Origin of the sequence: Kitasatospora kazusensis (assembly GCF_039529945.1) — a bacterium.
Lineage (GTDB): Bacteria > Actinomycetota > Actinomycetes > Streptomycetales > Streptomycetaceae > Kitasatospora > Kitasatospora kazusensis.
Genome location: NZ_BAAANT010000003.1, coordinates 58,589 through 83,013 on the forward strand (window position 1 = coordinate 58,589; position 24,425 = coordinate 83,013).

A 24,425-nucleotide genomic window follows, 5' to 3' on the forward strand; every position below is an offset into this window, starting at 1 on the left:
AGAGGACCGCCGCAGATGTCGTCGACCACCACCCGCCACCTCATCAACCGCCGGCGGCGCCTGGCGGCGGCCCGCCCGCCGGTGCCGCCCGCCGAGGCACCCGCCTCGGCGGACCTCGCCGCGCAGCCGGTCCGGCAGCGCGCACGGCTGTCCGTCGTGCGGACCGCCGAGCCGACCACCGAGCTGACCGCTGAGCCGACCGTCGAGCCGGTCCCTGAGGCGGCGGCCGGGCCGGCGGCCCGTCGTGGCTTCGGCCGCGCGGCCGGCCGTCGGCGGCTGCCCGTCGTGCTGGCCGTGCTGGCCGTCCTGCTCGGCGGCTTCGCCGCCGGAGCGGCCGCGCGGGTGGCGGCCCTGCAGGCCGACCCGGCCGCCCACAACCTCGCGCTCACCGACCCGGCCCGCACCAGCGAGGTGAAGGGCGAGCTTGCCCAGGCCGTGAACACGCTCTTCTCGTACAACTACGCGGACACCGCCAGGACCGACACGGCGGCGAAGACCCTGCTGGTCGGCAAGGCCGTCCAGCAGTACGCGTCGATGCTCGCCGAGGTGCGCAAGCAGGCCCCGCAGCAGAAGCTCGTCCTCACCACCACGGTCACCGACAGCGGCGTGGAGCTGATCGACGGCGACCGGGCCCGGCTGCTGGTCTTCGCGGACCAGCGCAACACCAGCACCGCCGACTCCGCCAAGCCCGCCGCGACCAGCTACGCCGCCGCGATGTTCGCGGTGGACGCGGTGCGCCAGGGCGGCGGCTGGCGGATCGCGGGCATCGACACGTTCAACCAGTGAGCGGGGCGGCGGTCCGGCGGGGACGGGGACCGGGGGTCGCCGAGCCCCCGGGCCCCCGTCCGGCCGCGCCTGCCCGAGGGGCGGTCAGAACTGCGAGTTGGCGAACCAGAGCGCGAGCAGGTCCTCGTCGCCGGAGCGCTCGACGGCGGGGGAGGCGCTGTCCAGGCGGCGGTAGAGGAGCAGCAGCAGGTCGGCCGCCGTGCCGCGCAGGGTGGCGTCGGCGTCGGTGTCCGCGCCGTCGGGGGCGAGGCCGAAGCCGTCGGGCCGCAGACGGACCAGCCAGTCGCCCTGCCCGTCGGTGCAGCTGAACCGGATGGTCCGGTCCGCGCCGCGCAGGTTCGCCAGCCCGGGGGCGAAGAACTGGGCGAACGGCAGGTTGACCAGGAACTCGTCGACGCCGTCGGCCGCCAGCGCGCGGTCGAGGGTGGGCTCCAGGCCGAGGGCCAGTTCGGCGTCGACCCGGTGCACCAGGGTCTCGAACAGCATCCGGCGGGCCCAGAACCGGGCGTGCTGGTCGGCCCCCCAGGCCCACATCGGGCCGTCCGGGTCGGTGCCGGCGAACGCGTCCGCCGCCACGGCCGCGCTCGCGGTCAGCCACGCGGGATACCCGTCCGCGTGCTCGGGCAGGTGCAGTTCGACGTCCCGGGTGGTGGGACGCTCCTGCACGCGCTGGCGCAGCAGCAGCGAGAACCAGCGCTGCACGCTGCCGGCGTGGCGCGCCAGGTCGGTCAGCGTCCAGTCGGGGCAGCTGGGCACCGGGGTCGTGAGGTCGGCGCCGTCGAGCACGGCGACGAAACGGGCGGTCTCCGCCGCGACGGCCGCGCGGTGGTCGACCGGCGCGCCGGGGAGGGTCTGGTCCGAGGTGTTCATTCGGTGGTCGGGCCTTTCGTGGTGGTGCGGTCCCGGAAGGTGAGGTGCGCGATGGGCGTCCGCGCACCGGGCGCCCCCCTGAGGGGAGCGCCCGGTGAAGCCGGTCAGACGATCGGCTTGTCGAGAACCGCCTTGGTGTGGCTGAAGGTGTCGATCGAGTACTCGCCGTGGTAGCGGCCCATCCCGCTCTGGCCGACGCCGCCGAACGGCAGGTCGGGCATGGCGAGGTGGGAGACCGGCAGGCCGAAGGCGAGCGCCCCGGAGGAGGTCTCGGCGGTGAGCCGCTGCTTGGTCTGCTCCGACTCGGTGAAGGCGTACAGGGCGAGCGGCTTGTCGCGGTCGTTGATGAAGGCGATCGCGGCGTCCAGGTCGGGCACCGGGACGATCGGCAGCACCGGCCCGAAGATCTCCGCCTGCATCACCGGCGCGTCGGGGGAGACGTCGGCGAGCACGGTGGGCGCGAGGTAGCGGCTCGCGCGGTCGTGGCCGCCGCCGGTGACGATCCGCCCGTCGCCGAGCAGCGCGGTGAGCCGGTCGTGGTGCCGCTCGTTGACGATCCGGCCGTACGCGGGGTGGGCGGCCGGGTCGTCCCCGTACAGCCCCTGGACGGCTGCGGCGAGGTGCGGCTCCAGCTCGGCGGCCGTCCCGCCGATGGCGAGCACGTAGTCGGGGGCGACGCAGATCTGGCCGGCGTTGCCGAACTTGCCCCGGACGATCCGCTGCGCGGTGGCGGCCAGGTCCACGCCCGGCTCGACCACGGCGGGGCTCTTGCCGCCGAGTTCCAGCGTGACGGGGGTCAGGTGGCGGGCGGCCGCCGTCATGACGATCCGGCCGACCACGCCGTTGCCGGTGTAGAAGATGTGGTCGAAGCGCTGCTCCAGCAGTGCGGTGGTCTCCGGCACGCCGCCCTCGACGACCGCGACGGCTTCCCGGTCGAGGTAGCGCGGCAGCAGGCGGGCGATCGCCGCCGAGGTGGCCGGCGTCAGCTCGCTCGGCTTGAGCACGGCGGTGTTGCCGGCCGCCAGGGCGCCGATCAGCGGGACGAGGGCGAGCTGCAGCGGGTAGTTCCACGGCGCGATGACCAGCACCACGCCGAGCGGCTCGCGCACCACCTTGGCCTCGGCGGGCCGGAAGAACTCCGGTACGGTGGCGGGCCTGGGGGCCAGCCACTGCGCCAAGTTCTCGACGGTGTGGTCGAGTTCGTTCAGCGCGAAGCCGATCTCGCCCCGGTACGCCTCCTTGGGGCTCTTGCCCAGGTCGGCCTGGAGGGCCTGCGAGAACGCCTCGGTCTGCTCGGTGAGCATCAGGCGCAGCGCGGCCAGCTGCCGCAGCCGCCACTCCAGCGGCTTGGTGGCACCGGAGTCGAAGGTCGCGCGGACCCGGGCCACCACCTCGGCGGGGCCGGTGGCGAGGGCGGCGACCAGGGCGTGCGCCAGGGTGGCCGAGGAGCCCGGGTTCTGGCCGGTGTAGAGGTTGCGGTCGGTCACCGTGTGCGGGGTGAACGGCGCGGCCTCGACGAACTCGGCGCCGAGCTCGACCAGCCGGTCCTGGACCAGCCACTTCGCCTTGGCCGCGAGACCGACGGCCTGCTCCTCGGCGTTGGTGAACGAGGTCATCCGGTACCCGGCGAACGGCCAGCCGCCGTCCTCGCGGCGGGCCGCCAGCAGCGCGGCGGGGGCGTGGCAGACCACGCCGAGCGGCTTGCCGGAGTCGAGCGTGCGGGTGAGGATCCGGCCGGAGGCCGCGTTGACCGCGAGGTCCTCCATCGGGCCGTGGCCGCCGGGGTAGAAGACCAGGTCGTACCCGTCGGGGTCGACGTCCTCCAGCTTGGCCGGGCCGTCGAGCCCGTTGCGGATCGAGTCCAGGTAGGCGCCGATCCGGGCGGCCCGCTCCTCGCCGCCGTTCGCCGCCGCGCTCAGGCTGCCGTGGTCGACGGGTGCGGGCACCCCGCCCGGGGTGGCGATGGTGATCTCGTACCCGGCCTCGCGGAAGATCCGGTGCGGCTCGGCGAGCTCCTCGGCCCAGTAGCCGGTCGGGTGCGGGGTGCCGTCGGCGAGCGTCCAGTGGGTGGCGCCGGTGACGACGAACAGTGCGGAGGTCATGTGGTGCTCCTGACGGGGTTCAGGTCTTCAGATCTTGGCGGGGACGGGCTGCTCGGCGGCCGGGCCCGCCGCCACCGGGGTGGTGGCGAGGTGCGGGCGGTGGTGCCTGCTCAGCCCGGCCAGGGCGACCAGCACCGCGAGCAGCAGCGCGCCGGCGGCAATCACAAAGCTCAGCGTGAACTGGCTCTCGGCGGGCAGCGCCACGCCGACCTTGGCGTAGACGACGGTCTTGGAGGCGAGCAGCGAGGTGACCACCGCGCTGGCGATCGAGCTGCCGACCGACCGGGAGATGGAGTTGATGCCGTTGGCGATCCCGGTCTGCTCCAGCGGGACGCTGGCGGCGATCAGGGCGGGCATGGCCGCGTAGCCGAAGGCGATCGCGATGCCGGTGAGCATCCCGGCGACGATCACCGAGGCGCTCGCGCCGTGCCCCCAGGCCAGCCAGGCGAAGCCCGCGACGCCGATCAGGGCGCCGACCGCGAGGGTGAAGCGGGCGCCGATCCGGCGCACCAGGATCCCGCTGAGCGGGGCGGCGACCAGCGCGATCAGGGCGCTGGGCAGCAGGTACTCGACGGAGGCGCGCAGCACCGAGGCGGTGAAGCCGTAGCCGGTGAGCCGCTGCGGCATCTGCACCAGGTACGAGATGCCGATGAACTGGGCGAAGGCGGCGAAGCCGAAGAACAGCCCGGTCAGGTTGGTGAAGAGCACCTGGCGGTGGACGAACATCCGCATGTCCACCAGCGGGTTCGCCACCCGCAGCTCGACCAGCACCCAGACGGCGGCCATCACGGCGGCGCCGGCCAGGCAGCCCAGGGTGCGGCCGGAGGACCAGCCCCACTCGTGGCCCTGCGAGATGCCGAGCAGCAGCAGGACCAGGAAGACGGCCAGCGTGAGGGCGCCGAGGACGTCGATCCGGCCGCCGGTGGGGGAGCCGCCGTGCGGGACGACGTACGCGACGGCGCCCAGGGCGAGCACGGTCAGCGCGGTGGAGAACCAGAAGACCAGGTGGTAGTCCGGGTGGGCGCCCTGGGTGAGCAGGCCGGTGGCGACCAGCGAGAGGCCGCTGCCGAACGCGAGGGTGCCGCTGACCAGCGCCATCGCCCCGTGCAGCTTCTGCTGCGGGACCTCGTCGCGGATCACCGAGAGCGCCAGCGGGAAGATCGCGGTGGCGGAGCCCTGGAGCACCCGGCCGACGATCAGCAGGGTCAGCGAGGTGGTGGTCGCGGCGATCACCGAGCCGATGACCATCACCACCAGGACGGCCAGCAGGGTCTTCTTCTTCCCGTACTGGTCGCCGACCCGGCCGAGCAGCGGGGTGAAGACTGCGGCCGACAGCAGGGCGGCGGTGGTCACCCAGCTGACGCCGGCCGAGCCGGTGTGCAGCTTCTGCTGCAGCAGGGCGAGGATCGGGACGACCTGGGTCTGCGCCATGGCCACCACCATCGCGGCGAGTCCGAGCGCGAGGATCAGGGGTGTGCTGCCGCGTTCCTTGGCAGGGGTTGAGGCGAGACTCATGAGGATCCAGCGGTCCTTACGGGAGTTTTGAAGGCTCGGAGTTCGAAAACTCGGAGTTTGAAGGCTTGGAAGGTTGATGTCTTCAAGCAGTTGCCTTGAAGGTAGTCCTCAATAGTTCAGGATGTCAAGCAATCTCGCCTACACTTGGCCCATGACTCCCACCGCCCCCACCCCCCTAGAGTTGATGGACCGGTTCGCGCAGGCCGCGGCCGGCTACTACCGGCACTTCGCCGCGGTGGCGGCGGAGCGCGGCCTCACCCTCATGCAGGGCAAGATGCTCAGCCTGCTCCGGCGGCCGATGCCGATGCGCAGCCTCGCCGACCTGCTCGCCTGCGACGCCTCCAACGTCACCGGCATCGTCGACCGGCTGGAGGCGCGCGGACTGGTCCGCCGCGAGGTGGACCCGGCCGACCGGCGGATCAAGAACGTGGTGCTCACCGCCGCCGGCGAGGAGGCCGTCCGCGGGATCCGGGCCGAGCTGATGTCCAGCCTCACCGGGCTGGAGGGCATGTCCGAGGAGGAGCGGGCGAGCTTCCAGCACCTGCTGGGCCGGGCCTTCCCCCTCGGCTGACCGGGCCCGCCGCCCGCGCCGGACGCCGTGCGACGAGCCCCTGTTGCGGACGCCGCCGGGCCGTTACCCTCGCAGACATGACCGGGCTACCCAGTGGTAACGCGTCCGAATCCGTCAGCTACCGCACCTGCCCGCTCTGCGAGGCGACCTGCGGGCTGACGGTCACGACCGCCCCCGGCGGCATCTCGGTGCGCGGCGACGAGCGGGACCCGTTCAGCAAGGGGTACGTCTGCCCCAAGGGCGTCGCGCTCGGCCAGCTGCACAGCGACCCGGACCGGCTGCGCACCCCGCTGATCCGGCGCGGCGCGACCTGGACGGAGGCCGGCTGGGACGAGGCGTTCGCCGAAGCGGGCCGGCTGCTCGGGCCGCTGATCCGCGACCACGGCCGGGACAGCGTCGCCGTCTACCTCGGCAACCCGACCGTGCACAACCACGCGGCCTCGCTCTACACCCGGGTCCTGGTCCAGGCGCTCGGCACCGGCTACCGGTTCAGCGCCAGCACGGTCGACCAGATGCCCAAACAGGTCGCCTCCGGCCTGATGTACGGGAGCGACCTGTCGATCGCCATCCCCGACATCGACCGCACCGGCTACCTGCTGGTGCTCGGCGCCAACCCGATGGTCTCCAACGGCAGCCTGCTCACCGCCCCCGACCTGCCCGGCCGGCTGCGCGCCCTGCGCCGGCGCGGCGGCCGCCTGGTCGTGGTCGACCCGCGCCGCACCCGCACCGCCGAGATCGCCGACGAACACCTCGCCATCCGTCCCGGCACGGACGCGCTGCTGCTGGCCGGCATCGCCCGCACCCTGCTCGCGGAGGACCTCGCCGACCCGGGCGGCGCGGCCCCGCACCTGAACGGCCTGCCCGAACTCCGCGCGGCACTGGAGCCGTTCACCCCCGAGGCGGTCGCCGCCGCCACCCGGATCCCGGCCGACACCGTCCGCCGGCTGGCCCGCGAACTCGCCGCCGCGCCCAGCGCCGCCGTGTACGGCCGGATCGGCACCACCACCACGGCCTTCGGCACGGCCGCCAGCTGGCTGGTCGACGTGGTCAACACCCTGACCGGCAACCTCGACCGGCCCGGCGGCGTCCTCTTCCCCGAACCCGCCACCGGCCTGCCCAACACCAGCGGCGAACCCGGCCGGGGCCGGGGCGTCCGGGTGCCCGGGTCGCGCCGCACCAGGGTGCGCCAACTGGCCAGCGTCTTCGGCGAGTTCCCGGTCGGCGCGCTCGCCGAGGAGATCGACACCCCCGGCCAGGGCCGGCTCCGCGGGCTGATCACCTTCGCCGGGAACCCGGCCCTCTCCGCCCCCAACAGCGCCCGGCTCGGCGCCGCCCTCGGCTCGCTCGACGCGATGATCAGCGTCGACGCCTACCTCAACGAGACCACCCGGCACGCCCACGTGCTGCTGCCCGCCGCCTCGCCGCTCGCCCGCAGCCACTACGACCTGGTCTTCCCCGGCTTCGCCGTCCGCAACACCGCCAAGTACTCCCCGCCCAGCCTCCCGCTCGCACCCGGCGAACTGGACGAGTCCGAGGTGCTGCTCCGGCTCGCCTGCACCGCCCTCGGCGGCGGCCTCACCCCCGACGAACTGGACGACCTCACCGCCGCCGACACCGCCCGCCGGCTGTCCGCCGACCCGTCCTCGCCGGCCCACGGCCGCGACCCGGTCGAGCTGCTCGCGGCCGTCTCCGGGCGCCGCCGCCAGGACCGCCTGCTCGACCTCCTGCTGCGCGGCGGTCCGTACGGCGACGGCTTCGGCGCCAAGCCCGACGGCCTCACCCTGGACACCCTGGCGGCCGCCCCGCACGGACTCGACCTCGGCCCGCTGCGGCCCCGGCTGCCCGGCGTGCTGCGCACCCCGAGCGGCAAGGTCGAACTGGCCCCGCCGCAACTCCTGGACGAGACCCGGCGGTTGGCCGAGCACCTCACTGCCGTGCAGGACAGCGGGCTGCTGCTCGTCGGCCGCCGCCAGCTGCGCTCCAACAACTCCTGGCTGCACAACCTCCCGCTGCTCGCGGGCGGCAGCAACCGCTGCACCCTCCAACTGCACCCCGAGGACGCCACCCGCCTCGGCATCGGCCCGGGCCAGCCCGTCACCGTCCGCTCCCGGGTCGGCGAGCTGGCGGCCACCGCCGAGATCACCGACACGCTCTCCCCGGGCGTGGTCAGCCTCCCGCACGGCTGGGGCCACACCGATCCGGCCACCCGGGGCACGCTCGCCGCCGGCGCCCCCGGCGTCAACAGCAACCTGCTCACCGACGAGCTCCCGCTCGACCCGCTCTCCGGCACCGCCGTCCTCAACGGCATCCCGGTGGAGGTCCTCCCGGCGGCCTGAGGCGCCCTCGGCCCGGCTGCCTCAAGGGGATCCGGGCCCGGTCGCCGTCACGCGCCCGGGCGGTGCAGGACGGCGGTGGCGGCCGTCACCAGGGCGGTGACACCGGTCCGCAGGGTCAGGCCGACATGGGGGCGGAACTCCGGGGAGTGGTTGGCGGGCAGGGCGGCCAGCTTCTCGGCCGCCGTGGCACCCGGGGCGGCCGACCACTGCGCGGGGCCGACCATGCCGAGCATCCAGTACGCCGTCCGGATGCCGCGCACCCCGTGCAGGGCGGCGCCCTCCTCGCCGAACAGCGGGAAGTCCTCGGTGGCCATCGAGGGCGGCCAGCCGGTGACCCGGGGCCCGCCGAAGGCGGCCCGGTGGGCGTCGCGTACGGCCGAAGTCAGCCCGGGGTCCGGGAGGTTGACGCCCGAGCGGGAGACGGTCCGCACCGTCGGCTCCTGCGGGCAGCCGGAGGCCGCCGCCTCCGCGCGGACGATCCGCCGGACGGCCGCCGTCACCCGGTCCAGGACCTGCTCGGAGAACCCGCGGACGGTCAGCCGCAGGGTGGCCCGGTCCGGGATGACGTTCGCCCGGCTGCCCGCCTCCAGGGAACCGACCGTGAGCACCACCTGCTCGGCCGGGCCGGTCTCCTGCGCGACGACACCCTGGAGCCGCAGCACGATCGCGGCGGCCGCCGGCAGCGGGTCCACCGCGAGATGAGGGGCCGAGGCATGGCCGCCCCGGCCGTGGACCACCACCTCCAGGGTGACGCTCCCGGCCGTCACCGGCCCCGTGCCGTGGGCGACCATCCCGGCCGGCAGCGGCGCGGTGTGCTGGGCGAGTACCACCGACGGCGGCTCGAAGCGCTCGTACAGGCCGTCCGCCAGCATCGCCCGGGCCCCCGTCAAGGTCTCCTCGGCGGGCTGGCCCACCACCAGGACGGTGCCGCTCCACTGCCCGGCCGAGGCCGCCAACTCGGCCGCCGCGCCGGCCAGACAGGCCAGATGGGCGTCGTGGCCGCAGGCGTGCATCACCGGGACCTGCCGCCCGTCGGCGGTGGCCGCCGTCGCGGTGCTGGCGTACGGCAGCCCGGTCCGCTCCTCGACCGGCAGGGCGTCCAGCTCGGCGCGCAGCAGCACCACCGGCCCCGGCCCGTTGCGCAGCACCCCGGCCACGCCGTGGCCGCCGATCCCGGTCTCCACCCGGTAGCCGGTGGCGGCCAGCCGCGCGGCCAGCCGTCCGGCGGTGCGCTCCTCGGCGCCGGACAGCTCGGGGTGGCGGTGCAGGTCGAGGTAGAACTCGGCGGTCGCTGCGAGGTCGGGCGGGGCGGGAGGCATCGGATCGGGCTCCGGTTCGAGAGTTCGGGTTCGAGGGTCGAGGGCGGACGGGTGTCAGTCAGGTGTCAGCGGGCAGCAGCGGATCTGCCAGCGCCCTGACGTACAACTGTGCTGTGGGAGAAGCAGGTTCTCCCCGTTTCCCGAAGGAGCATCATGGCTGCCATCAACTCCGACATCACGCTCGCCTCCCTCGCGCAGGAGATCCTGAACCTGGAGTCGGAGACCTTCGAGATCAGCGACTACTCGGACGCCAGCGAGGTCATGCTGGGCTCGTCCACCAGCTGCTCCAGCACCAGCACCTGCTCCAGCACCACCAGCACCACCAGCTGCACCGCCTGATTCGGGCGACTCCAGCGAGCCGGCGGGCCCTCCCGGGGGCCCGCCGGTCCCGGTTCGGCGGCCTGCTGTTGCCGGCGCACCGCTCACGGGAACGGGTGCGGCACCCGGCGCAGGCCGCCGGGGCCGGCCGCCGCGTGCAACCTGGGCATTTCCAGGGCACGTTGGCGTGACCAGCCGAAGTCGATCGGCAGCAGCCCGGGGACCAGCGTGCACACCGTCCGCAGCCCCAGCCGCCGCTGCTCCGGGGTGGTCTGGTCGACCACCACGACGTCGAACCCGGCCCGGACCAACTCGTCGCGGCAGAACCGCAGATCGTCCAGCAGGTCCGAGGACTGCGGCCGGGCCTTCAGCCAGCCGCCGTAGACCTCGTCCAGCGGCCGGACGGCCGCCGGGTCCAGGTAGCCGTCGGCGTGCCGGGCCATCCCGGGCAGGCCGAACAGGGCCGCGTGGTCGGGCAGCCGCCGGACCAGGCTGAAGTCCTCCGCCATCGCGGCGAGTTCGGCCGGCCGCTCGGCCACCTGCCGGGGCAGGTGCGGGAGGTAGGTGAGGATCTCCGAGACGGCCGACTCCACCGCCCCCTCCGGGTCGAACCCGGCGCCCGCCGCGAAGGCCAGCGTCCCGGGGCCGCCGTCCCGGCGGACCGCCAGGCCGGTGACGACGGGGATCGCCAGGTCCACCCGGTTGTCGAACGCGTGCACGTCGTAGCCCTGCAGGGCGGCCCGCTCCACCATCGCCCGCACGGCGGGGGAGGCGCAGGAGGCGAGGTCGATCTCGGTCAGCCGCAGGCCGCCGTACCAGCCGAGCAGGAACGAGTCCCGCTCGATCAGCTCCAGCAGGCCGAACAGCACCGCCTCCTCCAGGCAGCTGCCGATGGCACAGCCGTTGGAGCACTCGAAGACGAAGTTGTCGGCCGCCGTCCCCGCGCTGTAGTAGCAGAGCCGGGCCGGGACGAGCAGCGGGCGCTCGTCCCGCAGCGACCAGCCCTGCACCCACGGGATCGGCCGGTCCGGGTCGAAGGGGCTGAGCATCGGGTCGTCGCGGTAGGTCCCGGGCGCGTACAGGCCGCAGTCGCGCGGGTCGAGCGCGCCGCCCGCCAGGTTGCGGTACGAATCCGTCACCAGCCCGCCCGCCCGGCGGCGGTGTGTCCCGGCGTAGCGCTCCAGGCCCTCCAGGAAGGCCAGTTCGCGGCTGCGCCGGAAGGAGTTGGCCTGGCCGCTCCAGGTGACGTCCGTCAGCCCGGCATAGCCGCGCATGAAGACGCTGCCCGCGACCGGCGCGGTGGTCGGCGAGGTGACGTCGGCCCAGGTGCCCGCGCCGAGCACCCCGCAGACCGGGTTGGCCAGTGCCTCGGCGGGCAGCGCGTACGACTCCGGCGTCCGCAGCCGGTAGCCGTCGGGGGACGGCTTCGGGCGCGGGCGCAGCGGCAGGACCGGCCCCTCGGGGGCGGGGTCGGCGCAGTGCGGGCAGAGCGGGTCGCCGAGCAGCGGGAAGGTCCGCACCTGGAGCGTCTCCAGGTCGAGCCGGGACACCTGCGGCAGCTCCGACCGTGCGCCGGAGACCAGTTGGTGCAGCGACCAGAGCGCGTCCACCGCGTAGTCGGTGAGCACCGGCCAGCGGGAGTCCACCGCCGTGGTCGCCGAACCGGTCTCCAGCGCCTCGCGTTCGGTGCGGCTGCGCAGCCGCTGCCAGCGCATGGCCAGGCACTGGCCGCAGGCCGGGCCGGCCTCGGCCGAGCCGCCCCACGGCCCGACCAGGACGGCCTGCGCGGTGAGGTGGACGGTGGCCCCGGCGCGCGGCTGCGGTCCGACGACGGTGAGCGCGTCGCGGTCCCCGAGCGCGGCCACCCGGGGCGCGGCGCCGCCGGCCCGGGCCGCGAGGCGGCGCTCCAGCAGGTGGGCGGGATCGGTGGCGGTCGTCATGTGCGGTTGCTCCAGCGGAAGGTCCGGGCGGCCAGCAGCCCGAACAGCGCGGCGAACACGGCCAGGCCCAGGCAGGCCAGCGCGGGCCCGCCGACGCCGTGACGCCCGCCGAAGGCGTCGGTGAGCCCGTCGTCGAAGTAGCGCAGCGGCAGTACCCGGGAGAAGGTCTGCAACCAGCCCGGCATCAGGTCGATCGGGTAGAACGCGCCGGACAGGAACGCCATCGGCACCATCACGCAGTTGGCGATCGCCGCCACCGCCTCCGGCGTGTTCGCCAGCCCGCCCACCACCAGGCCGATCGCGACGAACGCCGTGACGCCGAGCAGCAGCACCGGCAGCGCCAGCGGCCAGGAGGAGGACACGTGCAGGCCGAACACCGGCAGCAGCGCGATGCCGGTGAACAGCACCGCCTGGACGATGCCGGTGCCGAGCGCCACCGCGTACCGGGAGGCGAGCACGGAGGGCAGCGGGGTCGGGGTGCGCCAGACCAGCCGCAGCAGGTCGTCCCGGCGCCAGTGCATCAGGGTGAACGCGACGCCGAACAGCGCGGCGTTGCCGATGCCCCAGGCGAGGACGCCCGGTGCGATGTAGTTGATGTACGCCAGGCCGCCGTTCACCGACTGGCCCCGGAAGATCAGGCCGAAGACCACCAGGAACAGCAGCGGGAAGGCGAAGGTGAAGAAGACCGAGGTCCGGTCCCGGACGTACGCCAGGTAGGTGGCCCTGGTCATCGCGGTGTAGGCGCTCAACTCTGCTGCTCCGTTGCGTTCGTGGCCTGCGCTGCGGCTGCGTCGCGGGTGGCGGCGGTCAGGCGCAGGTAGGCGTCCTCCAGGGTCGCGGTGCGGGTCTGGATCGACTCCATGCCGACCAGCGCGCCGACGCTGACCAGGACCCGGTTGGCCGCCCTGGTCTCGATCACCAGCTCACCGCCCTCGACCGTGACCCGGTCCACGCCCTCGACGGCGCGGGCCTGTTCGGCGGAGATCCGGCCGACCGGGACGAGCAGCCGGGCCGGGGCGGCCAGCGACCTGATCAGGTTGCCGGGGCTGTCCAGGGCCGCCACCGAACCGCGCGTGACGATGGCCACCCGGTCGCAGAGCGCCTCGGCCTCGTCCAGGTGGTGGGTGGTGTAGACGATGGTCCGGCCCTCGCTGCGCAGCGAGCGCAGCACCTCCCAGAGCGAGCGCCGGGCCTCCGGGTCGAGCGCGGCCGTCGGCTCGTCCAGGAAGATCAGGTCCGGCCCGTGGATCAGCGCGGTCGCCAGGGCGAGCCGCTGCCGCTGGCCGCCGGACAGGTCGTCGACCCGGCTGCGGGCCTTCTCGGCGAGGTCCACCAGCTCCAGGGCGCGGCGGGCGGCGGCCCGGTCCAGCCCGTAGAGCGCGGCGACGGTCTCCAGGTGCTCGGCGGCGGTCAGCCGGGTGAAGAAGGCGGAGGTCTGGGTCTGCACCCCGAGCCGCCGCAGCAGCGCGGTGTTGCGCGGCCACGGGTTCTCGCCCAGCACCGACACCGTGCCGGTGTCCGGCTGCCGCATCCCCACCACGATCTCGACCAGGGTGGTCTTCCCGGCGCCGTTCGGCCCGAGGACGCCGAAGAACTCGCCGCGTTCCACGGTCAGCGAGACCCCGTCGAGCGCCCGCACCTCCCCGTACCGCTTGGCCACGCCGTCGAGCACCACGGCGGGGCCCGACGTGGTTCCAGCTGGACTCATCCGTCTGCTCCGTTGTTCCTAGAGGGAGGGGCTGTCGAAGGGGGTACCGCAGGGCCGGCCCGGCGCAGTCTCCGGCCGAGCAGGCCCACGGCCCAGAGCGCCAGCGCGCCGCCCGCCACCAGCGCCGGGGCGTAGGCCGCGACCGGCCCGTACCCGGCGGGCAGCAGCCGCCGGGCGACGGGAGCGACGGCCGCCAGCGCCGCCCCGGCCAGGGCCGCGCACCCGAGGGCGTACCCGCCGTGTACCAGGCGCAGCCGGGCGGGGTAGGCCCGGACGGCGGCGCGCGCCTGGCGGCGGACCGCCGAGGCGGCCAGCAGGGCGGCGAACCGGCGGCTGTCGGTGGCGAGTTGGACGCTGTCCAGGGCGTACCCGAGCATCTTGTACCCGTCCAGCGGCGGCAGCGGCAGCAGGTTGCCGAGCGCCATGACCGCGCCGAGCAGCAGCAGGCCGCCGAAGAACGGCCGGGCCTGGGCGTGGGCGGGGAGCAGCAGCCAGACCGGGTAGCACGGCAGCAGGAAGACCAGGTTCGCCAGGACGCCGGCGCCCGCGGTGGCGATCTGCTGCCGGCGGCGGGCGAAGAACTGGACGTCCTCCACCTCGCAGTACAGGTACGTCGCCAGCAGCCGCCAGCGCAGCCCGATCTCGGTGGTCCGGCCGCCGTACGCCCGGCCGACCAGCCCGTGGGCCAGTTCGTGCAGGCCCAGGCTCACCCAGAGCACCGCGCCCGCCGCCGCCAGCGCGACCGGCTGGTGGCCGAGCCGGGCCGTGTCGTGCGTCAACTCGCCCAGCTGGAGGGCCAGTCCGGCGAGCAGGGCGGCCACCAGGGTGAGCAGCGGCGCCAGGAACCAGGGCCGCCGGGCGAAGCCGGTCGCCCGGTGCAGCCGCTCCACCAGGGCGGCCGGATCCGCCGCGAGCCGGACCCGGCCGCCGAGCAGGCCGGAGCGCGACGGCGCCTCGGCGGGCGGCGCGGCGGCCGGCGGGCCGTCCGCGAGCAGACCGCGGCCGTACAGCAGGCGCAGCATCTGCTGCCACTGCGGCTCGCCGAGGCGGACCCGGAACCGCCGGGCGTACTCCTCGCCGATCTCGCTCAGCGAGCGGGTGCCGTCGAGGCGCTCGATGATGAAGTGCTCCTTGGCCCCGACCTCCAGGCGCCTGCCGGTGACCGGGTCCCGCAGCAGGTGCAGCGGGACGGTGCCGCGCAGCAGCGCACGGCTGGTCCGCAGTCCGGGCCGGACCCGCGGGCGCAGCGCCAGCAGTCTCGCATCGGTCACGGCGCCGCCGCCGGCTGCGGCTCGCGCAGCGCGCGGGCCAGGACGTAGGAGAGGTACGCCTCGTCCCGGACGGTCACCGAGAGCCGGTTGTTGGTCATGTGCAGGTACGGCGAGAGCAGCATCGGCAGCGCCTGCGCCGGGTCGGTGACCGGCAGGTCGCGGGTGCCGTCCCAGGAGCGGAAGACCAGCGCGCCGCGCGCGGTGAGCTCCAGCACCCGCTCGCGCAGCTCCAGGCAGTGCACCGCCCAGGCCCGCAGGAAGCTCGGCAGCGCGTCCGGCGCGTCCGCGCCGACCGCCGTCCGGATCACCTGGAACCGGGTGGGCAGCGAGGCGTCCATGGTGCCGTACGCGCGGTCGTAGCCGTCCCGGGCGGTGTAGTTGGTGCCCTCGAACGCGCCGTTCCAGAAGGCGTGGTAGCGGTCCAGGAAGGCCAGCAGCTCCGCGTCCTCGCGCAGGAAGCAGCCCGACATGGTCATCATCAGCTGGGCGGCCAGCCCGAGCACCACCGTGCGCAGGTGCAGGTTCATGGTGCGGGCCGCCTCGATCACCAGGTCGCTGGAGCGCTGGAAGTGCCACTCCGCCAGCTCGACCCCGGCCGGGCCGCCGTACTTGCCGTACTCCGGCTCGTACGGCTCCAGGCTGAAGGAGTTGTTCGCGCGCAGGCGCATCCGGCCGTCCGGTCCGAGCAGCCGGTCCCGCTGCTCGGCCGGGTACTCCAGCTCGAACAGCGTGTTGTACAGCTCGGCGAGGAAACCGCCCTTCACCTCGTACAGCGCGGGCCGGCGGCGCAGGAACTCCGCGATCGCCTGCTCCGCCCGCTCGTGCACCTGCCGGGCCGCCGCCGGTGAGGAGGGCTTCAGGCGCAGCCGCACATGCGGGCCCTCCAGCCAGTAGTTGATGAAGAAGTACCCGGCGAGCAGGCCCTCCTCGGTCAGCGCGTCGGTCAGCGGGCGCACGCACTGGAGCAGCATCGGGCGCGGGCTGGCGGCGTAGAAGACGTGGAAGGCCAGCCAGTCGCCGGGGTCGGGGGTCGGGGGTGTCGTCTCGGGCACGGCTCAGGCCTCCACGGGGGTGATCTCGACGGCGAGTTCGGCCACATGGCGGCCGTGGGCGGAGCGGATGTGCAGTGCGTCCTCGCCCGGCAGCATCTCCTCGAAGACCACCCGGGCGGCCCGGCCCGCGACCAGGCCGTCCAGGGCCAGCAGCGAGAGCGGGCTGTCGAAGTCGACGTACTGGGGCTTGGACGCGCCGAGCCAGCCGCCGCCGTCCTCGCCCGCCGCGGCCTCCGGGCGGACCCGGGCGAACACCCGGTCGGGCAGCCCGTGCCGGCGGCGCCAGCGCTGCCAGCCGAGGAACCGGTCGGCCTCCGCGCCGCCGGCCGGGTGCACCGGCAGCGAGCCGGGCAGCGCCGTCCAGCCGCGCCGTTGCAGCACCAGGCCGTGGTGGCGCACCCGGGGCCGGTGGGTCACGCCGTCGGTGGCCGGACCGGCCGGGACACCGCGCCAGACCTCGGGGGTGACCCGGGAGGTGGGGGAGAACAGCAGCAGCGTCCGGGGGATCTCGGGCAGCACCATCGGGACCAGGTAGCCGAGGTAGAGCGGGACCACCTCGCGCTCCAGCCGCCGCGAGCGCAGCACCAGCCGGTCCGCCGCCGGGTCGTGCTCGACGTACAGGTCGTCGAGCCGGATCCGGGCCGGCTCGGGTGCGGTGCTGGTCTCGCCCGGGCAGACGATCTCGTAGGACGTCAGCCTGGTGTGCAGGTTGAGGTTGGTGGTCGCGGCCCCGGCGGTCACCTCGGCGAACACCGCCCCCGGCGGCTGCAACCCGGCCAGGTTCTCAGCGAGTTCGGCCGGCAGGCCGCCGCCCGCCGCCGGTTCGGCCCGGTCGAAGCAGTGGGTGAAGCGGGTGAACGGGAAGCAGAGGCCGCCGTACGAGTTGTTGAGCACCACCAGCGGGTCGGCGCCGGGCCGCTCGGCGAGCTGGAGGAAGTGGCTGTGCGGGTCGAACCGCTCGCCGAGCGGGGCGAGTTCGGCCGCGACGGCGGCGACCGCCGGGTCGTCCAGCACGAGTTCCTCGGCGCCGTCCGGGCGCTCCTCCCAGAGCCGGCGCATCCGGCGGGCGAGTTCGGCCCGGGCCCGGTCCAGTGCGGTGACCTCGGGCATGCCGAGCCAGTTCTCCTCGGGCAGGTAGCCGCCGTCCTCGTCGAAGGCGGGCTTGCCGGCGGTGAACTGGAGGTACTGGTGGAAGATGTCCTCGTGGAAGTCGTGCACCAGCTGGAGCAGGTCCTCGCAGCGGCCGCCCTTCCCGTAGCGGACCAGGAAGAAGCCCTTCAGGGTGAGCCGCTGGGCCAGGGCCACGTCGAAGGCGGGCAGCACCCGGGTCAGCGAGCGCAGCGGGCGGGCGGCCGTCTCCACCCAGCGGGCCGCCGCCAGCTCCACCGGCCCGCCGGTCACGTCCTCGTACAGCAGGGTCTGCGGCAGGGTCGGCTCTTCGGCTCCCAACTCGCGCTGGATGGACAGGAGTTCGCGGCGCAGCGTGCCGAGCAGGGCCCGGCGGGCGGCGACGCCGGCCGCCGGGTAGCGGGTGAGGCAGCCGGCCGGGCCGGCCAGCCGGAGGGCGACGGTGTCCGCCCACGGGCGGTCCAGTGAGCGCAGCGCCGCCTGGAACGAGTTCAGCGGGTCGTGGCTGTGCACATCGGTGGCCAGCAGCGGGAGTTGCAGCATGCCGAGGTCCAGCAGCGCGGTCAGGTAGTGCTCGGCCTCCTCGGTCGAGGCGCCGGTCTCGGCACGGAGCAGGGCGGCCAGCTCACGGTGGCGGATCAGCGGCTCGCTCCGGAACAGCTCCAGCATGCGCTCCAGGGCGCCGCTGAGCCGCAGGAAGAACAGCCGGTCCTGGGCGGCGTCGAAGCTCACGGCCGCACTGTCGTCGCCCGCCGTCACCGAGCGGCGGACGTACCGGATCCGGTCCTCGTCCAGTACCCAGCCGGAGGCGAGCGCGACCGGAAGGTCGCGGCGGCGCTCGGGGTCGGCACCGATCAGCTCGGCGAGCCGGCTCAGCACCACCGTGTTCAGCCGGGGGTGGCTCGCCGACTCCCCGGTCAGCACCGGGTGGTCACGATCGCCGAACAGGCCCGGGGAGACGGTGGTGAAGGTGCTGAACGGGCTGGTCTTGCAGGCCGTCCGGTACAGGTACGAGAGCAGTGAGCGCTCCATCTTGCGGGCGCGCTTGTCCGGCGCGGCCGGGCCGGCGGCCGCGGCGGCGACGAAGGCGTCGAGCTTGCCCTCCAGGGTCGGCGAGGCCAGCAGCAGGCCGAGCCGCAGCTGCTCCTGCCCGGCGAGCCGGACCAACTCGGCCCGGCTGCGGGCGAGTTCCCCGGTGAACTCGGCCTCGCCCGCCGCCCGGAGCCCGGCCAGCCGCTGCCGGGCGTGCAGCCAGTCCGTGAGCAGCTCGCCGGTCGGCCCGCCGACCGCCGCCGCGAGCTCCAGCACCGGGCCCGGATCGCGGGGCAGCCGGTTGTTGAACACCTCCCGGCGGACGGCGAGCAGGCCGCGGCGCGCCCGGTCGTCCGGGGCCTCCCGGACCAGCGCCGAGAGCGGCTCGCTGAGTTGGGCGCCCAGGCCGGTCAGGCGTTCCTCCTCCGCGAGCAGCTCGTCCGCCCAGCGGCGCGCGTCCGGACAGCGCAGGCCGTGCACCGCCTCGACGGGCAGCCCGGCGGCCCGCAGCATGAACCGGGGACTGAGCCCTGCTCCGTCCATCGGCTTCTCCTCCCTCGACCGTTCCATCGTCCGCACCGCCGGATCAGGCGATCGGGTAGCTGAAGTCGGCCGGGCGGGGCCGGTCGTGGCCGATCATCATGATCAGTAGGGGCACCTCGCCGCGCTCCGCCAGCCCGAGCTCGTCCGCGTAGGAGACGCAGTCGAACCCGAGGGCCACGCCGCAGGCGAGCCCCAGCGCGGCGGCGGCGGTGTAGACCGCCTGCGAGACCGCGCCGACGGCGGCGTTCACCAGGCGCAGCCCCCGGTCGCCGACGGCGTCCAGCACGGCGGGGGTGGGGGCGGCGGGGACGATCACGGCGCCCGCCTGCTCCAGGTTGTAGTTGGCCAGGAAGTAGTTCCGCTGGAGGAAGTCGCCCTGCGGGCCGGGCTTCAGCAGCCGCAGCGAGCGGGTCGCCTCGTCGTACGCGTAGGCCCCGGGCGGGACGTCCGCCACATGGTTGACGAAGACGTACAGCCGGGTCAGCGGCGGTCCGTCCGGGGTCTCGGTGTCGCTGTCCAGGCGGCCCGCCGCGGCGGCTGCCGCGAGGGCGGCCGACAGCTGCCCGGCACCCAGGGGCACGGTGGCGGTGAACCGCCCGAAGCTGCTGCGGCGTTCGCGCAGCGAGCGGCGGACACCGAGGCCGAGCGGCTGCGGCTCGGGCAGGGCGACGCGCTCCCCGGGGAGCGCGGGCGGGACCGCGAGGGCCGCGGCCAGCGCGGCGGCCGGCGGCCGCTCGGCCGCGCCCACCAGGGTGGCGGCGTGGATCCGCTCGACGGTCCCGAAGGTGAAGACCCGCCGGGAGCGCTCCTGGTCCGTCATCCGCACCCGCGCAGTGGTGGTGGCGGGGGCTGTGCCGGGGCCGGTGGCGGGGTGCTCGGGTGCCGGGTGCTCCCAGCGGAGCGGGACGACGGCGAAGACGCCCTCCTCCGCTTCGGACATCCCCAGCAGCCGGCCGAGCCGGGCCTCGTCGAACCAGAGGGCGGCCCCGATGTGCAGGCCCCGGGCGCGCGCCCAGATCCGCCAGGTCTGGAGCAGGGCGCCGATGTCCATGGTGACGACGTGGTACGAGAAGCTGTTGTACTTGAAGGCGTTCTGCCAGAACTTGACGCCGAGCACCAGGAACTGGTCGGTCTCCGCGAACGCCCCGGTGTCACCGGCCGCCGCCCGGACCTGCGCCGAGACGTCCCCCGCCAGCAGCCGCTGCATCGAGTGGTGCGGGGTCGAGTAGTGGTAGACGCCCGGGGTGAGCGGGCCGCCGGGCCCGGCGGCCCAGTGGATGCCGATCGGGTAGAGGCCGCCGCCGGAGGCGGTGCCGCGCGACCAGTTGGCGTGGGTGTAGAACGGGAGGGTGCCCAGGTCCGAGTTGGCCTGCACGGCGAGCCGGCGGCCGGTCAGACCGTAGGAGTCCTTCAGCATCCCGCCGAGCAGCCCGAGGGTGAACCCGCCCTCCCCGCGCGGCCCGAACAGCCCGCGCTGCACGGTCGCCGCCGCCGGGTCGTCGCCCTCGGGCAGCGGGAAGTGCTCGGCCCGGGGGTAGAACTTGCCCTTCCTGGGCCGGTCCGCCCAGTCGGGCACGAAGTCCGCAGGCTCCATCGGGACCCTGCCCCGCCGCATCACCGCGGTCGCGTACTCGTGGGCGTAGCCCATGGTCGGTCCTCTCCAGGCAGCTGAGGTCAGGGGAAGGGGTGCGGTGCGGGGTTGAGCTCGTCGGCCCGCAGGTCGTGCCCGCGCAGGCCGGCCTCCCGCGGGGCGGTGCGCAACCGGGGCATGGTCAGGGCGCGTTGGCGGCGGTGGCCGAAGTCGATCGGCAGCAGGCCGGGCACGATCACGCTCGCGGTGTGGAACCCGAGGTCGCGCTGCTCGGGCATGGTCTGGTCCACCACGACCACGTCGAAGCCCGCGCCCGTCACCGCGTCCACGCAACCGCGCAGGTCGTCCCGGAGGTCGGCGGCCGGGCGGAGGGCGCCGGGCGTGCTCAGACCGCCGAGCGGCCCGGGCCGCCGGGCCGGGCCGCCCCCGGGGGCGAGCAGGAAGTCGGCGTAGCGGGCCATCTCGGGCAGCCCGTAGACCAGCGGGTGGTCGTGCAGGACCTGGATCCGGTCGAAGTCCTCGGCCATCGCCCGCAGCCGCCGCTCCTCCCGGGCCGTACGGCGGCGCAGGTTGACGGCGTCGGTGGCGATCTCGCAGAGCCCGGCCCAGAGCGCCGCCTCCGGGTCCAGGCTCGCGCCCGCGCCGAAGCAGAGCCGCCCGAGCCCGCCGTCGATCCGCTCGGCGACGGCGGTCACCACCGGGATCGGGAAGCTGATCCGGGTGTCGAAGAACCGTGCCCGGTACCCGTACATCTCCAACCGGTCGACCAGCGCCCGGGTTTCGGGCCGGCTGCTGCTGCGGGCGTCCAGTTCGGGCAGCCCGAGCATGCCGTACCAGGCGATCAGGAAGGCGTCCCGTTCGACGGCCTCCATCAGCCCGAAGTAGACGGCCTCCTCCAGGCAGCCGCCCGAGGCGCAGCCGTTCGAACTCTCCTGGACGAAGCGGTTCTCCAGCCCGCCGGGGGAGTGGTAGTAGGTGAGGATCTCCGGGACCAGCACCGGCCGCCGGTCGCGCAGCGAGTACCCCCAGACCCAGGGGATCGGCCGGTCCGGCGCGTACGGCGTGATGCCGGGCTCGGCGCGGTAGAACGCGTCGGCGTACACGCCGCACTCGCGCGGGTCGAGGGCCTGGCCGCCGAGTTCGTCGAAGGCGGCGAACACCGTCGTCCGGCGGCCCCGGGCCCGCATCCCGGCGAAGCGCTCCAGCCCCTCCAGCAGGCCGACCCGGGTGCTCGTCCGGTAGTTGGCGGTGTGGCCGCCCCAGAAGCACTCCCGCAGGTAGCTGCCCGAGCGCATGGTGAAGCAGCCGACGGTGGAGGAGGTGGAGGCGGAGACCAGGTCGGGGACGACCGAGGGCCCGAGCATCCCGGCGACCGGGTTGACGAACGCGGCCAGCGGCAGGTCGTACTCGTCGATCCCGTGCAGCCGGAACACCTCCGGCGCGGGCTTGGGGCGGCTCTGCGGCTCGATCCGGGCGGCCTCGGCGCTGTCCTCGGTGCGGCGGTCGCACTGCGGGCACTCCGCGTCCGGCACCAGCGGGAAGCCGCTGACCCGCAGCGTCTCCAGGTCGAGGAGGTGGACGGTGGGGAAGCGCTCGGCGCCGCTCGCCGTGTGCTCGGCGTCGCCCACGCGCTCGGCGCGTTCCGCCCGGGCGGCGAGCAGTGCGGCGAGTGCGTCGGCGAGGAACGGCACCGCCCACGGCGGCTCGCCGACCGCGTGGGTGCCGTTCTCGGTGCCCAGTTCGAGCGCCTCGCGCAGTGAACCCGAGCGGACGGCCTGCCAGCGACGGGCCAGGCAGCGCGGGCAGGGCGAGGACGGTGCGTCGGCGGCGCCGGTCACGGACGGGCCGACGATCGCGTGGTGGCCGTAGAGGTGCACCGGCGTGCCGGCGGCCGTGCCCACGGCGGCCCCGGCCACCGCCAGCTCGTCGCGGGTGCCCAGGACGGAGACCTCGGCCCGCAGGTCCGCCCCGCCGGCCCGGTGCCGGGCCAGGCCCGCCGTCAGCAGCCCCGCCAGCGCCTCGCAGGTGTCTGTCCACGGCCCGGTGTACCCCGTCGTCCCGGCCGCCGGGCGGGGGAGGACGTCACCGCGCACCGGAGGTCCCGTCCGCCAGCAGGACGCGGACGACCTCGATGCGGCCCGCCCGCAGGTCCGCGGAACCGGCCGGAGCCACCAGGACGTCGCGCCCGGCGCCGCGCAGCGCGGCCAGCACCTCGGGCCAGTCCGCGCCGGTGCCGAGGTCGGCGGTGGATTCGCGGCCCGCGGTGAGCGTCCCGGCGTCCAGCTCCCCGAGCAGCGGATCGCCCGGGTCGACGGCCGGGCCGCCGAGGTCGCGTCCCAGCTGGACCCGGCCGAGCAGGTCGCGGACGGCCTCCAGCACCGCCTGGCGCAGCCTGGTACCGCTGCCGACCGTCCAGACGCCCGGCCCCTCCCCCGGGCCGGCGGCCCGGGCCAGCACGACGGGGAGCGGGGTGGTGCCGAGTTCCAGCAGTTCGAGTTCCAGGCCGAGGTTCTTGGCGGAGCGGGCCAGGAAGGTGAGTTCGACGTCGTCCCGGAGCGAGTCCAGCGTGACCAGCCCGGCCGGGGACACCCCGCGCACGGCCCGGCGCAGCGCGTCGTACGACAGCGCGGTCAGCAGGGCGCGGGCCGTCGCCCCGCCCGCCGTGCCGCCCGCGCCCGTGCCGGCGGCGGTGGCCTCGAAGAAGCGGTCCCGGTTGTCCGGCCCGAAGGGGCGCAGCGCGGCCGCGGGCACCAGGACCCGGGTGCCGGTGAGCAGCGAGCCGGCCGGGTGCCAGGCGGTCACCTCGGCGTCGGGGCCGGCCACGCCGCTCGCGGTGGCCAGCGCCGCCGGGGCGATCCGGGGGCGCGGGTCGGCCGCCGCCCCGGCCGCGCGCAGGGTGCCGGTCAGCGGGACGACGTGCTCGGTGTGGACCTCGGCCGCCCGGTACAGCGCGCGCAGCCGGGCGCCCGCGACATGGTGCACGTCGAATGCCGAGATCTGCCGCCGGACGCCGTGGCCGACCCCCAGCTCGACGGTGCCGACCTTGAGCGGGGTCTGGTTCCAGGTGTCGTCGGCGTACCGGCCGAAGACACCGGCCTGCGGCTGGACCAGGACGGCCCGGGTGTCGAGTTCGGCCAGTGCCGCCTGGGCGGCCGCCTCCTCCGCCGCGCCGTCGGCGGGGAGCCGGTCCTCGGCGGTTTCGGGGAGGTCCGCGAAGTCCGCCGGGAGCGTGGCGGCGTCGGCGGAGCAGCGCGGGCAGCGCGGGTGCGGGAGCAGCGGCTCGGTGACGACGTCCAGCGAGTCCAGGTCCTGGATCAGCAGCCGTCCGTCGGTCTCGGCGGGCAGCGCGCCGGTGGTGAGCCGGAACACCTCGTAGCCGAGCAGGTTGCCGATCATCGCCGCGAGCGGGCCGCCGAGCGGGCGGTCGCCCGCGGTCAGCGGCGCGAGCGGCGCGACACCGCTCCACAGCTCGGCGGCGGGCCCGGGCTCGGAGTTGGCTTCGAGCCGCAGCGCGGCGCACACCCAGCAGCCGGGTGTCCGGGGTGCCATCAGCGGGCCGACCACCGCGCGGCCGCCGAGCAGCCAGGCCGGCAGCAGCCGCCGGCCGTCGGGTATCCCGGCCTCCAGCAGCCGGACCACCTGCCGGGGCCCGGCGGACCCGCCGGTCACCACGACCAGGTCGAACCCGTCCAGGTCCGCCCAGTCCAGCCCGCCGGCGGCCGGCCCGCCGCCGGGCCGGTCGGCGCCGCCGATGCGGATCAGCTCCACCGGGCAGCCGTCCTCGGCGAGCGCCCGCAGCTCCGCCTCGACCTCCGCGAAGCCTGAACCGGCTCCGCTGCCCGCCTCGGCCGCCCCGGCCGGCACGCCGACGGTGGCGCAGCCGTTGCGGACCAGGCTCAGCACGCACCAGCGGGCGAGCGCGTCGTCGCCCAGCACGGCCACCCGGGTCTCGCGGAACCGCTGGAACCGGCTCGCCGCCTCGCCCACGTAGTGGTCGACGTAGTCGATCTGCGGGGCGAACCGGGCCGCGACCTCGGCGGGCAGTGCCGCCACCGGCTCCGGCCCGGCGTCGCGGGCGAAGTCGCGCTTGTAGAGCGCGCGGACGAGCTCGACGACCATGCTCCGCTGCTGCTCGGCGAGCCCCTGGCAGAGCTCGGCGACCCGGTGCCGCCCGTTCAGGTGCGGGACGAGCAGCGAGGCGAAGCGGTACGCCTCCTTCGTGGTGAGGTTGAACCCGCCGTGGGCGTTGTGGAACAGCACCCCGTTCGGTGTCCGGCTGAACAACACGTCACGCCGGATCCGTGGACGGGTCTCGGCGATCTCCTCGTACGCGGCCATATCCC

17 protein-coding genes and 1 pseudogene are annotated in these 24,425 nt (G+C 75.1%); 4 read left to right on the forward strand and 14 right to left on the reverse strand.

What is annotated here, in order from left to right:
* Window positions 1-15: 15 nt before the first annotated feature.
* Complete coding sequence (locus ABD330_RS04065) at window positions 16-786, forward strand: hypothetical protein (RefSeq protein ID WP_344460766.1); 771 nt, start codon at window positions 16-18, stop codon at window positions 784-786.
* Window positions 787-870: 84 nt separating this feature from the next.
* On the opposite strand, the gene ABD330_RS04070 is transcribed toward ABD330_RS04065, so the two are convergent.
* From ABD330_RS04070 to ABD330_RS04085, 4 genes and pseudogenes are all read right to left on the reverse strand, one after another.
* On the reverse strand, window positions 871-1,656 hold the full coding sequence (locus ABD330_RS04070; RefSeq protein WP_344460768.1) for a maleylpyruvate isomerase family mycothiol-dependent enzyme: 786 nt from the start codon (window positions 1,654-1,656) through the stop codon (window positions 871-873).
* 104 nt (window positions 1,657-1,760) lie between these two features.
* Window positions 1,761-3,080, reverse strand: coding sequence for an aldehyde dehydrogenase family protein (locus ABD330_RS04075; protein WP_344461083.1), 1,320 nt, complete (start codon window positions 3,078-3,080; stop codon window positions 1,761-1,763).
* Window positions 3,066-3,758 (reverse strand): annotated as a pseudogene (locus tag ABD330_RS04080) (type 1 glutamine amidotransferase domain-containing protein); the annotation flags it as partial. The pseudogene ABD330_RS04080 and the gene ABD330_RS04075, both read right to left, overlap by 15 nt.
* Window positions 3,759-3,785: 27 nt before the next feature.
* Window positions 3,786-5,273 (reverse strand): MFS transporter, encoded by a 1,488-nt coding sequence (locus tag ABD330_RS04085; protein ID WP_344460770.1) that lies wholly within the window; start codon window positions 5,271-5,273, stop codon window positions 3,786-3,788.
* A gap of 151 nt (window positions 5,274-5,424) precedes the next feature.
* Here ABD330_RS04085 and ABD330_RS04090 point away from each other — a divergent pair, with 151 nt between their 5' ends.
* The gene (locus tag ABD330_RS04090; protein WP_344460772.1) at window positions 5,425-5,844 is read left to right on the forward strand and encodes a MarR family winged helix-turn-helix transcriptional regulator; all 420 of its coding nucleotides are present in this window, start codon (window positions 5,425-5,427) and stop codon (window positions 5,842-5,844) included.
* A gap of 77 nt (window positions 5,845-5,921) precedes the next feature.
* On the forward strand, window positions 5,922-8,180 hold the full coding sequence (locus ABD330_RS04095) for a molybdopterin-dependent oxidoreductase (RefSeq protein WP_344460774.1): 2,259 nt from the start codon (window positions 5,922-5,924) through the stop codon (window positions 8,178-8,180).
* Between the two features lie 47 nt (window positions 8,181-8,227).
* Here the strand turns inward: ABD330_RS04095 and ABD330_RS04100 are convergent, their stop codons facing one another.
* The gene (locus ABD330_RS04100; RefSeq protein ID WP_344460776.1) at window positions 8,228-9,499 is read right to left on the reverse strand and encodes an amidohydrolase; all 1,272 of its coding nucleotides are present in this window, start codon (window positions 9,497-9,499) and stop codon (window positions 8,228-8,230) included.
* A gap of 153 nt (window positions 9,500-9,652) precedes the next feature.
* On the opposite strand from ABD330_RS04100, the gene ABD330_RS04105 reads away from it, so the two are divergent.
* Window positions 9,653-9,838 carry a thiazolylpeptide-type bacteriocin gene (locus ABD330_RS04105; protein WP_344460778.1) on the forward strand — a complete coding sequence of 62 codons (186 nt, stop codon included), beginning with the start codon at window positions 9,653-9,655 and terminating at the stop codon, window positions 9,836-9,838.
* 83 nt (window positions 9,839-9,921) lie between these two features.
* Here the strand turns inward: ABD330_RS04105 and ABD330_RS04110 are convergent, their stop codons facing one another.
* From ABD330_RS04110 to ABD330_RS04150, 9 genes are read right to left on the reverse strand one after another with little or no spacing between them, the layout of a single operon-like run.
* Window positions 9,922-11,757 carry a TOMM precursor leader peptide-binding protein gene (locus tag ABD330_RS04110; protein WP_344460780.1) on the reverse strand — a complete coding sequence of 612 codons (1,836 nt, stop codon included), beginning with the start codon at window positions 11,755-11,757 and terminating at the stop codon, window positions 9,922-9,924.
* Complete coding sequence (locus ABD330_RS04115) at window positions 11,754-12,506, reverse strand: ABC transporter permease (protein ID WP_344460782.1); 753 nt, start codon at window positions 12,504-12,506, stop codon at window positions 11,754-11,756. Before ABD330_RS04115 ends, ABD330_RS04110 begins: the two co-directional genes overlap by 4 nt.
* Window positions 12,503-13,465 carry an ABC transporter ATP-binding protein gene (locus tag ABD330_RS04120; RefSeq protein WP_344460784.1) on the reverse strand — a complete coding sequence of 321 codons (963 nt, stop codon included), beginning with the start codon at window positions 13,463-13,465 and terminating at the stop codon, window positions 12,503-12,505. Before ABD330_RS04120 ends, ABD330_RS04115 begins: the two co-directional genes overlap by 4 nt.
* Complete coding sequence (locus ABD330_RS04125) at window positions 13,462-14,736, reverse strand: M50 family metallopeptidase (protein ID WP_344460786.1); 1,275 nt, start codon at window positions 14,734-14,736, stop codon at window positions 13,462-13,464. Before ABD330_RS04125 ends, ABD330_RS04120 begins: the two co-directional genes overlap by 4 nt.
* The gene (locus tag ABD330_RS04130) at window positions 14,733-15,788 is read right to left on the reverse strand and encodes a lantibiotic dehydratase C-terminal domain-containing protein (RefSeq protein ID WP_344460788.1); all 1,056 of its coding nucleotides are present in this window, start codon (window positions 15,786-15,788) and stop codon (window positions 14,733-14,735) included. Before ABD330_RS04130 ends, ABD330_RS04125 begins: the two co-directional genes overlap by 4 nt.
* 3 nt (window positions 15,789-15,791) lie before the next feature.
* A complete protein-coding gene (locus ABD330_RS04135) occupies window positions 15,792-18,491 on the reverse strand; it encodes a lantibiotic dehydratase (protein WP_344460790.1) in 2,700 nt (899 codons plus the stop codon).
* 43 nt (window positions 18,492-18,534) lie between these two features.
* Entirely contained in the window at window positions 18,535-20,139 is a 1,605-nt protein-coding gene (locus ABD330_RS04140; protein ID WP_344460792.1) for a SagB family peptide dehydrogenase, read from the reverse strand.
* 26 nt (window positions 20,140-20,165) lie between these two features.
* Window positions 20,166-22,175 carry a TOMM precursor leader peptide-binding protein gene (locus tag ABD330_RS04145; protein WP_344460794.1) on the reverse strand — a complete coding sequence of 670 codons (2,010 nt, stop codon included), beginning with the start codon at window positions 22,173-22,175 and terminating at the stop codon, window positions 20,166-20,168.
* Entirely contained in the window at window positions 22,165-24,420 is a 2,256-nt protein-coding gene (locus ABD330_RS04150) for a TOMM precursor leader peptide-binding protein (protein WP_344460796.1), read from the reverse strand. The genes ABD330_RS04145 and ABD330_RS04150 overlap by 11 nt, the downstream gene beginning before the upstream one ends.
* Window positions 24,421-24,425 lie beyond the last annotated feature (5 nt).

Coding starts and splice junctions, on each gene's coding strand:
- ABD330_RS04065 (WP_344460766.1), top strand. CDS start 16: ATGTCGTCGACCACCACCCGCCACCTCATCAACCGCCGGCGGCGCCTG.
- ABD330_RS04070 (WP_344460768.1), bottom strand. CDS start 1,656: ATGAACACCTCGGACCAGACCCTCCCCGGCGCGCCGGTCGACCACCGC.
- ABD330_RS04100 (WP_344460776.1), bottom strand. CDS start 9,499: ATGCCTCCCGCCCCGCCCGACCTCGCAGCGACCGCCGAGTTCTACCTC.
- ABD330_RS04110 (WP_344460780.1), bottom strand. CDS start 11,757: ATGACGACCGCCACCGATCCCGCCCACCTGCTGGAGCGCCGCCTCGCG.
- ABD330_RS04135 (WP_344460790.1), bottom strand. CDS start 18,491: ATGGACGGAGCAGGGCTCAGTCCCCGGTTCATGCTGCGGGCCGCCGGG.
- ABD330_RS04105 (WP_344460778.1), top strand. CDS start 9,653: ATGGCTGCCATCAACTCCGACATCACGCTCGCCTCCCTCGCGCAGGAG.
- ABD330_RS04120 (WP_344460784.1), bottom strand. CDS start 13,465: ATGAGTCCAGCTGGAACCACGTCGGGCCCCGCCGTGGTGCTCGACGGC.
- ABD330_RS04095 (WP_344460774.1), top strand. CDS start 5,922: ATGACCGGGCTACCCAGTGGTAACGCGTCCGAATCCGTCAGCTACCGC.
- ABD330_RS04090 (WP_344460772.1), top strand. CDS start 5,425: ATGACTCCCACCGCCCCCACCCCCCTAGAGTTGATGGACCGGTTCGCG.
- ABD330_RS04085 (WP_344460770.1), bottom strand. CDS start 5,273: ATGAGTCTCGCCTCAACCCCTGCCAAGGAACGCGGCAGCACACCCCTG.
- ABD330_RS04150 (WP_344460796.1), bottom strand. CDS start 24,420: ATGGCCGCGTACGAGGAGATCGCCGAGACCCGTCCACGGATCCGGCGT.
- ABD330_RS04140 (WP_344460792.1), bottom strand. CDS start 20,139: ATGGGCTACGCCCACGAGTACGCGACCGCGGTGATGCGGCGGGGCAGG.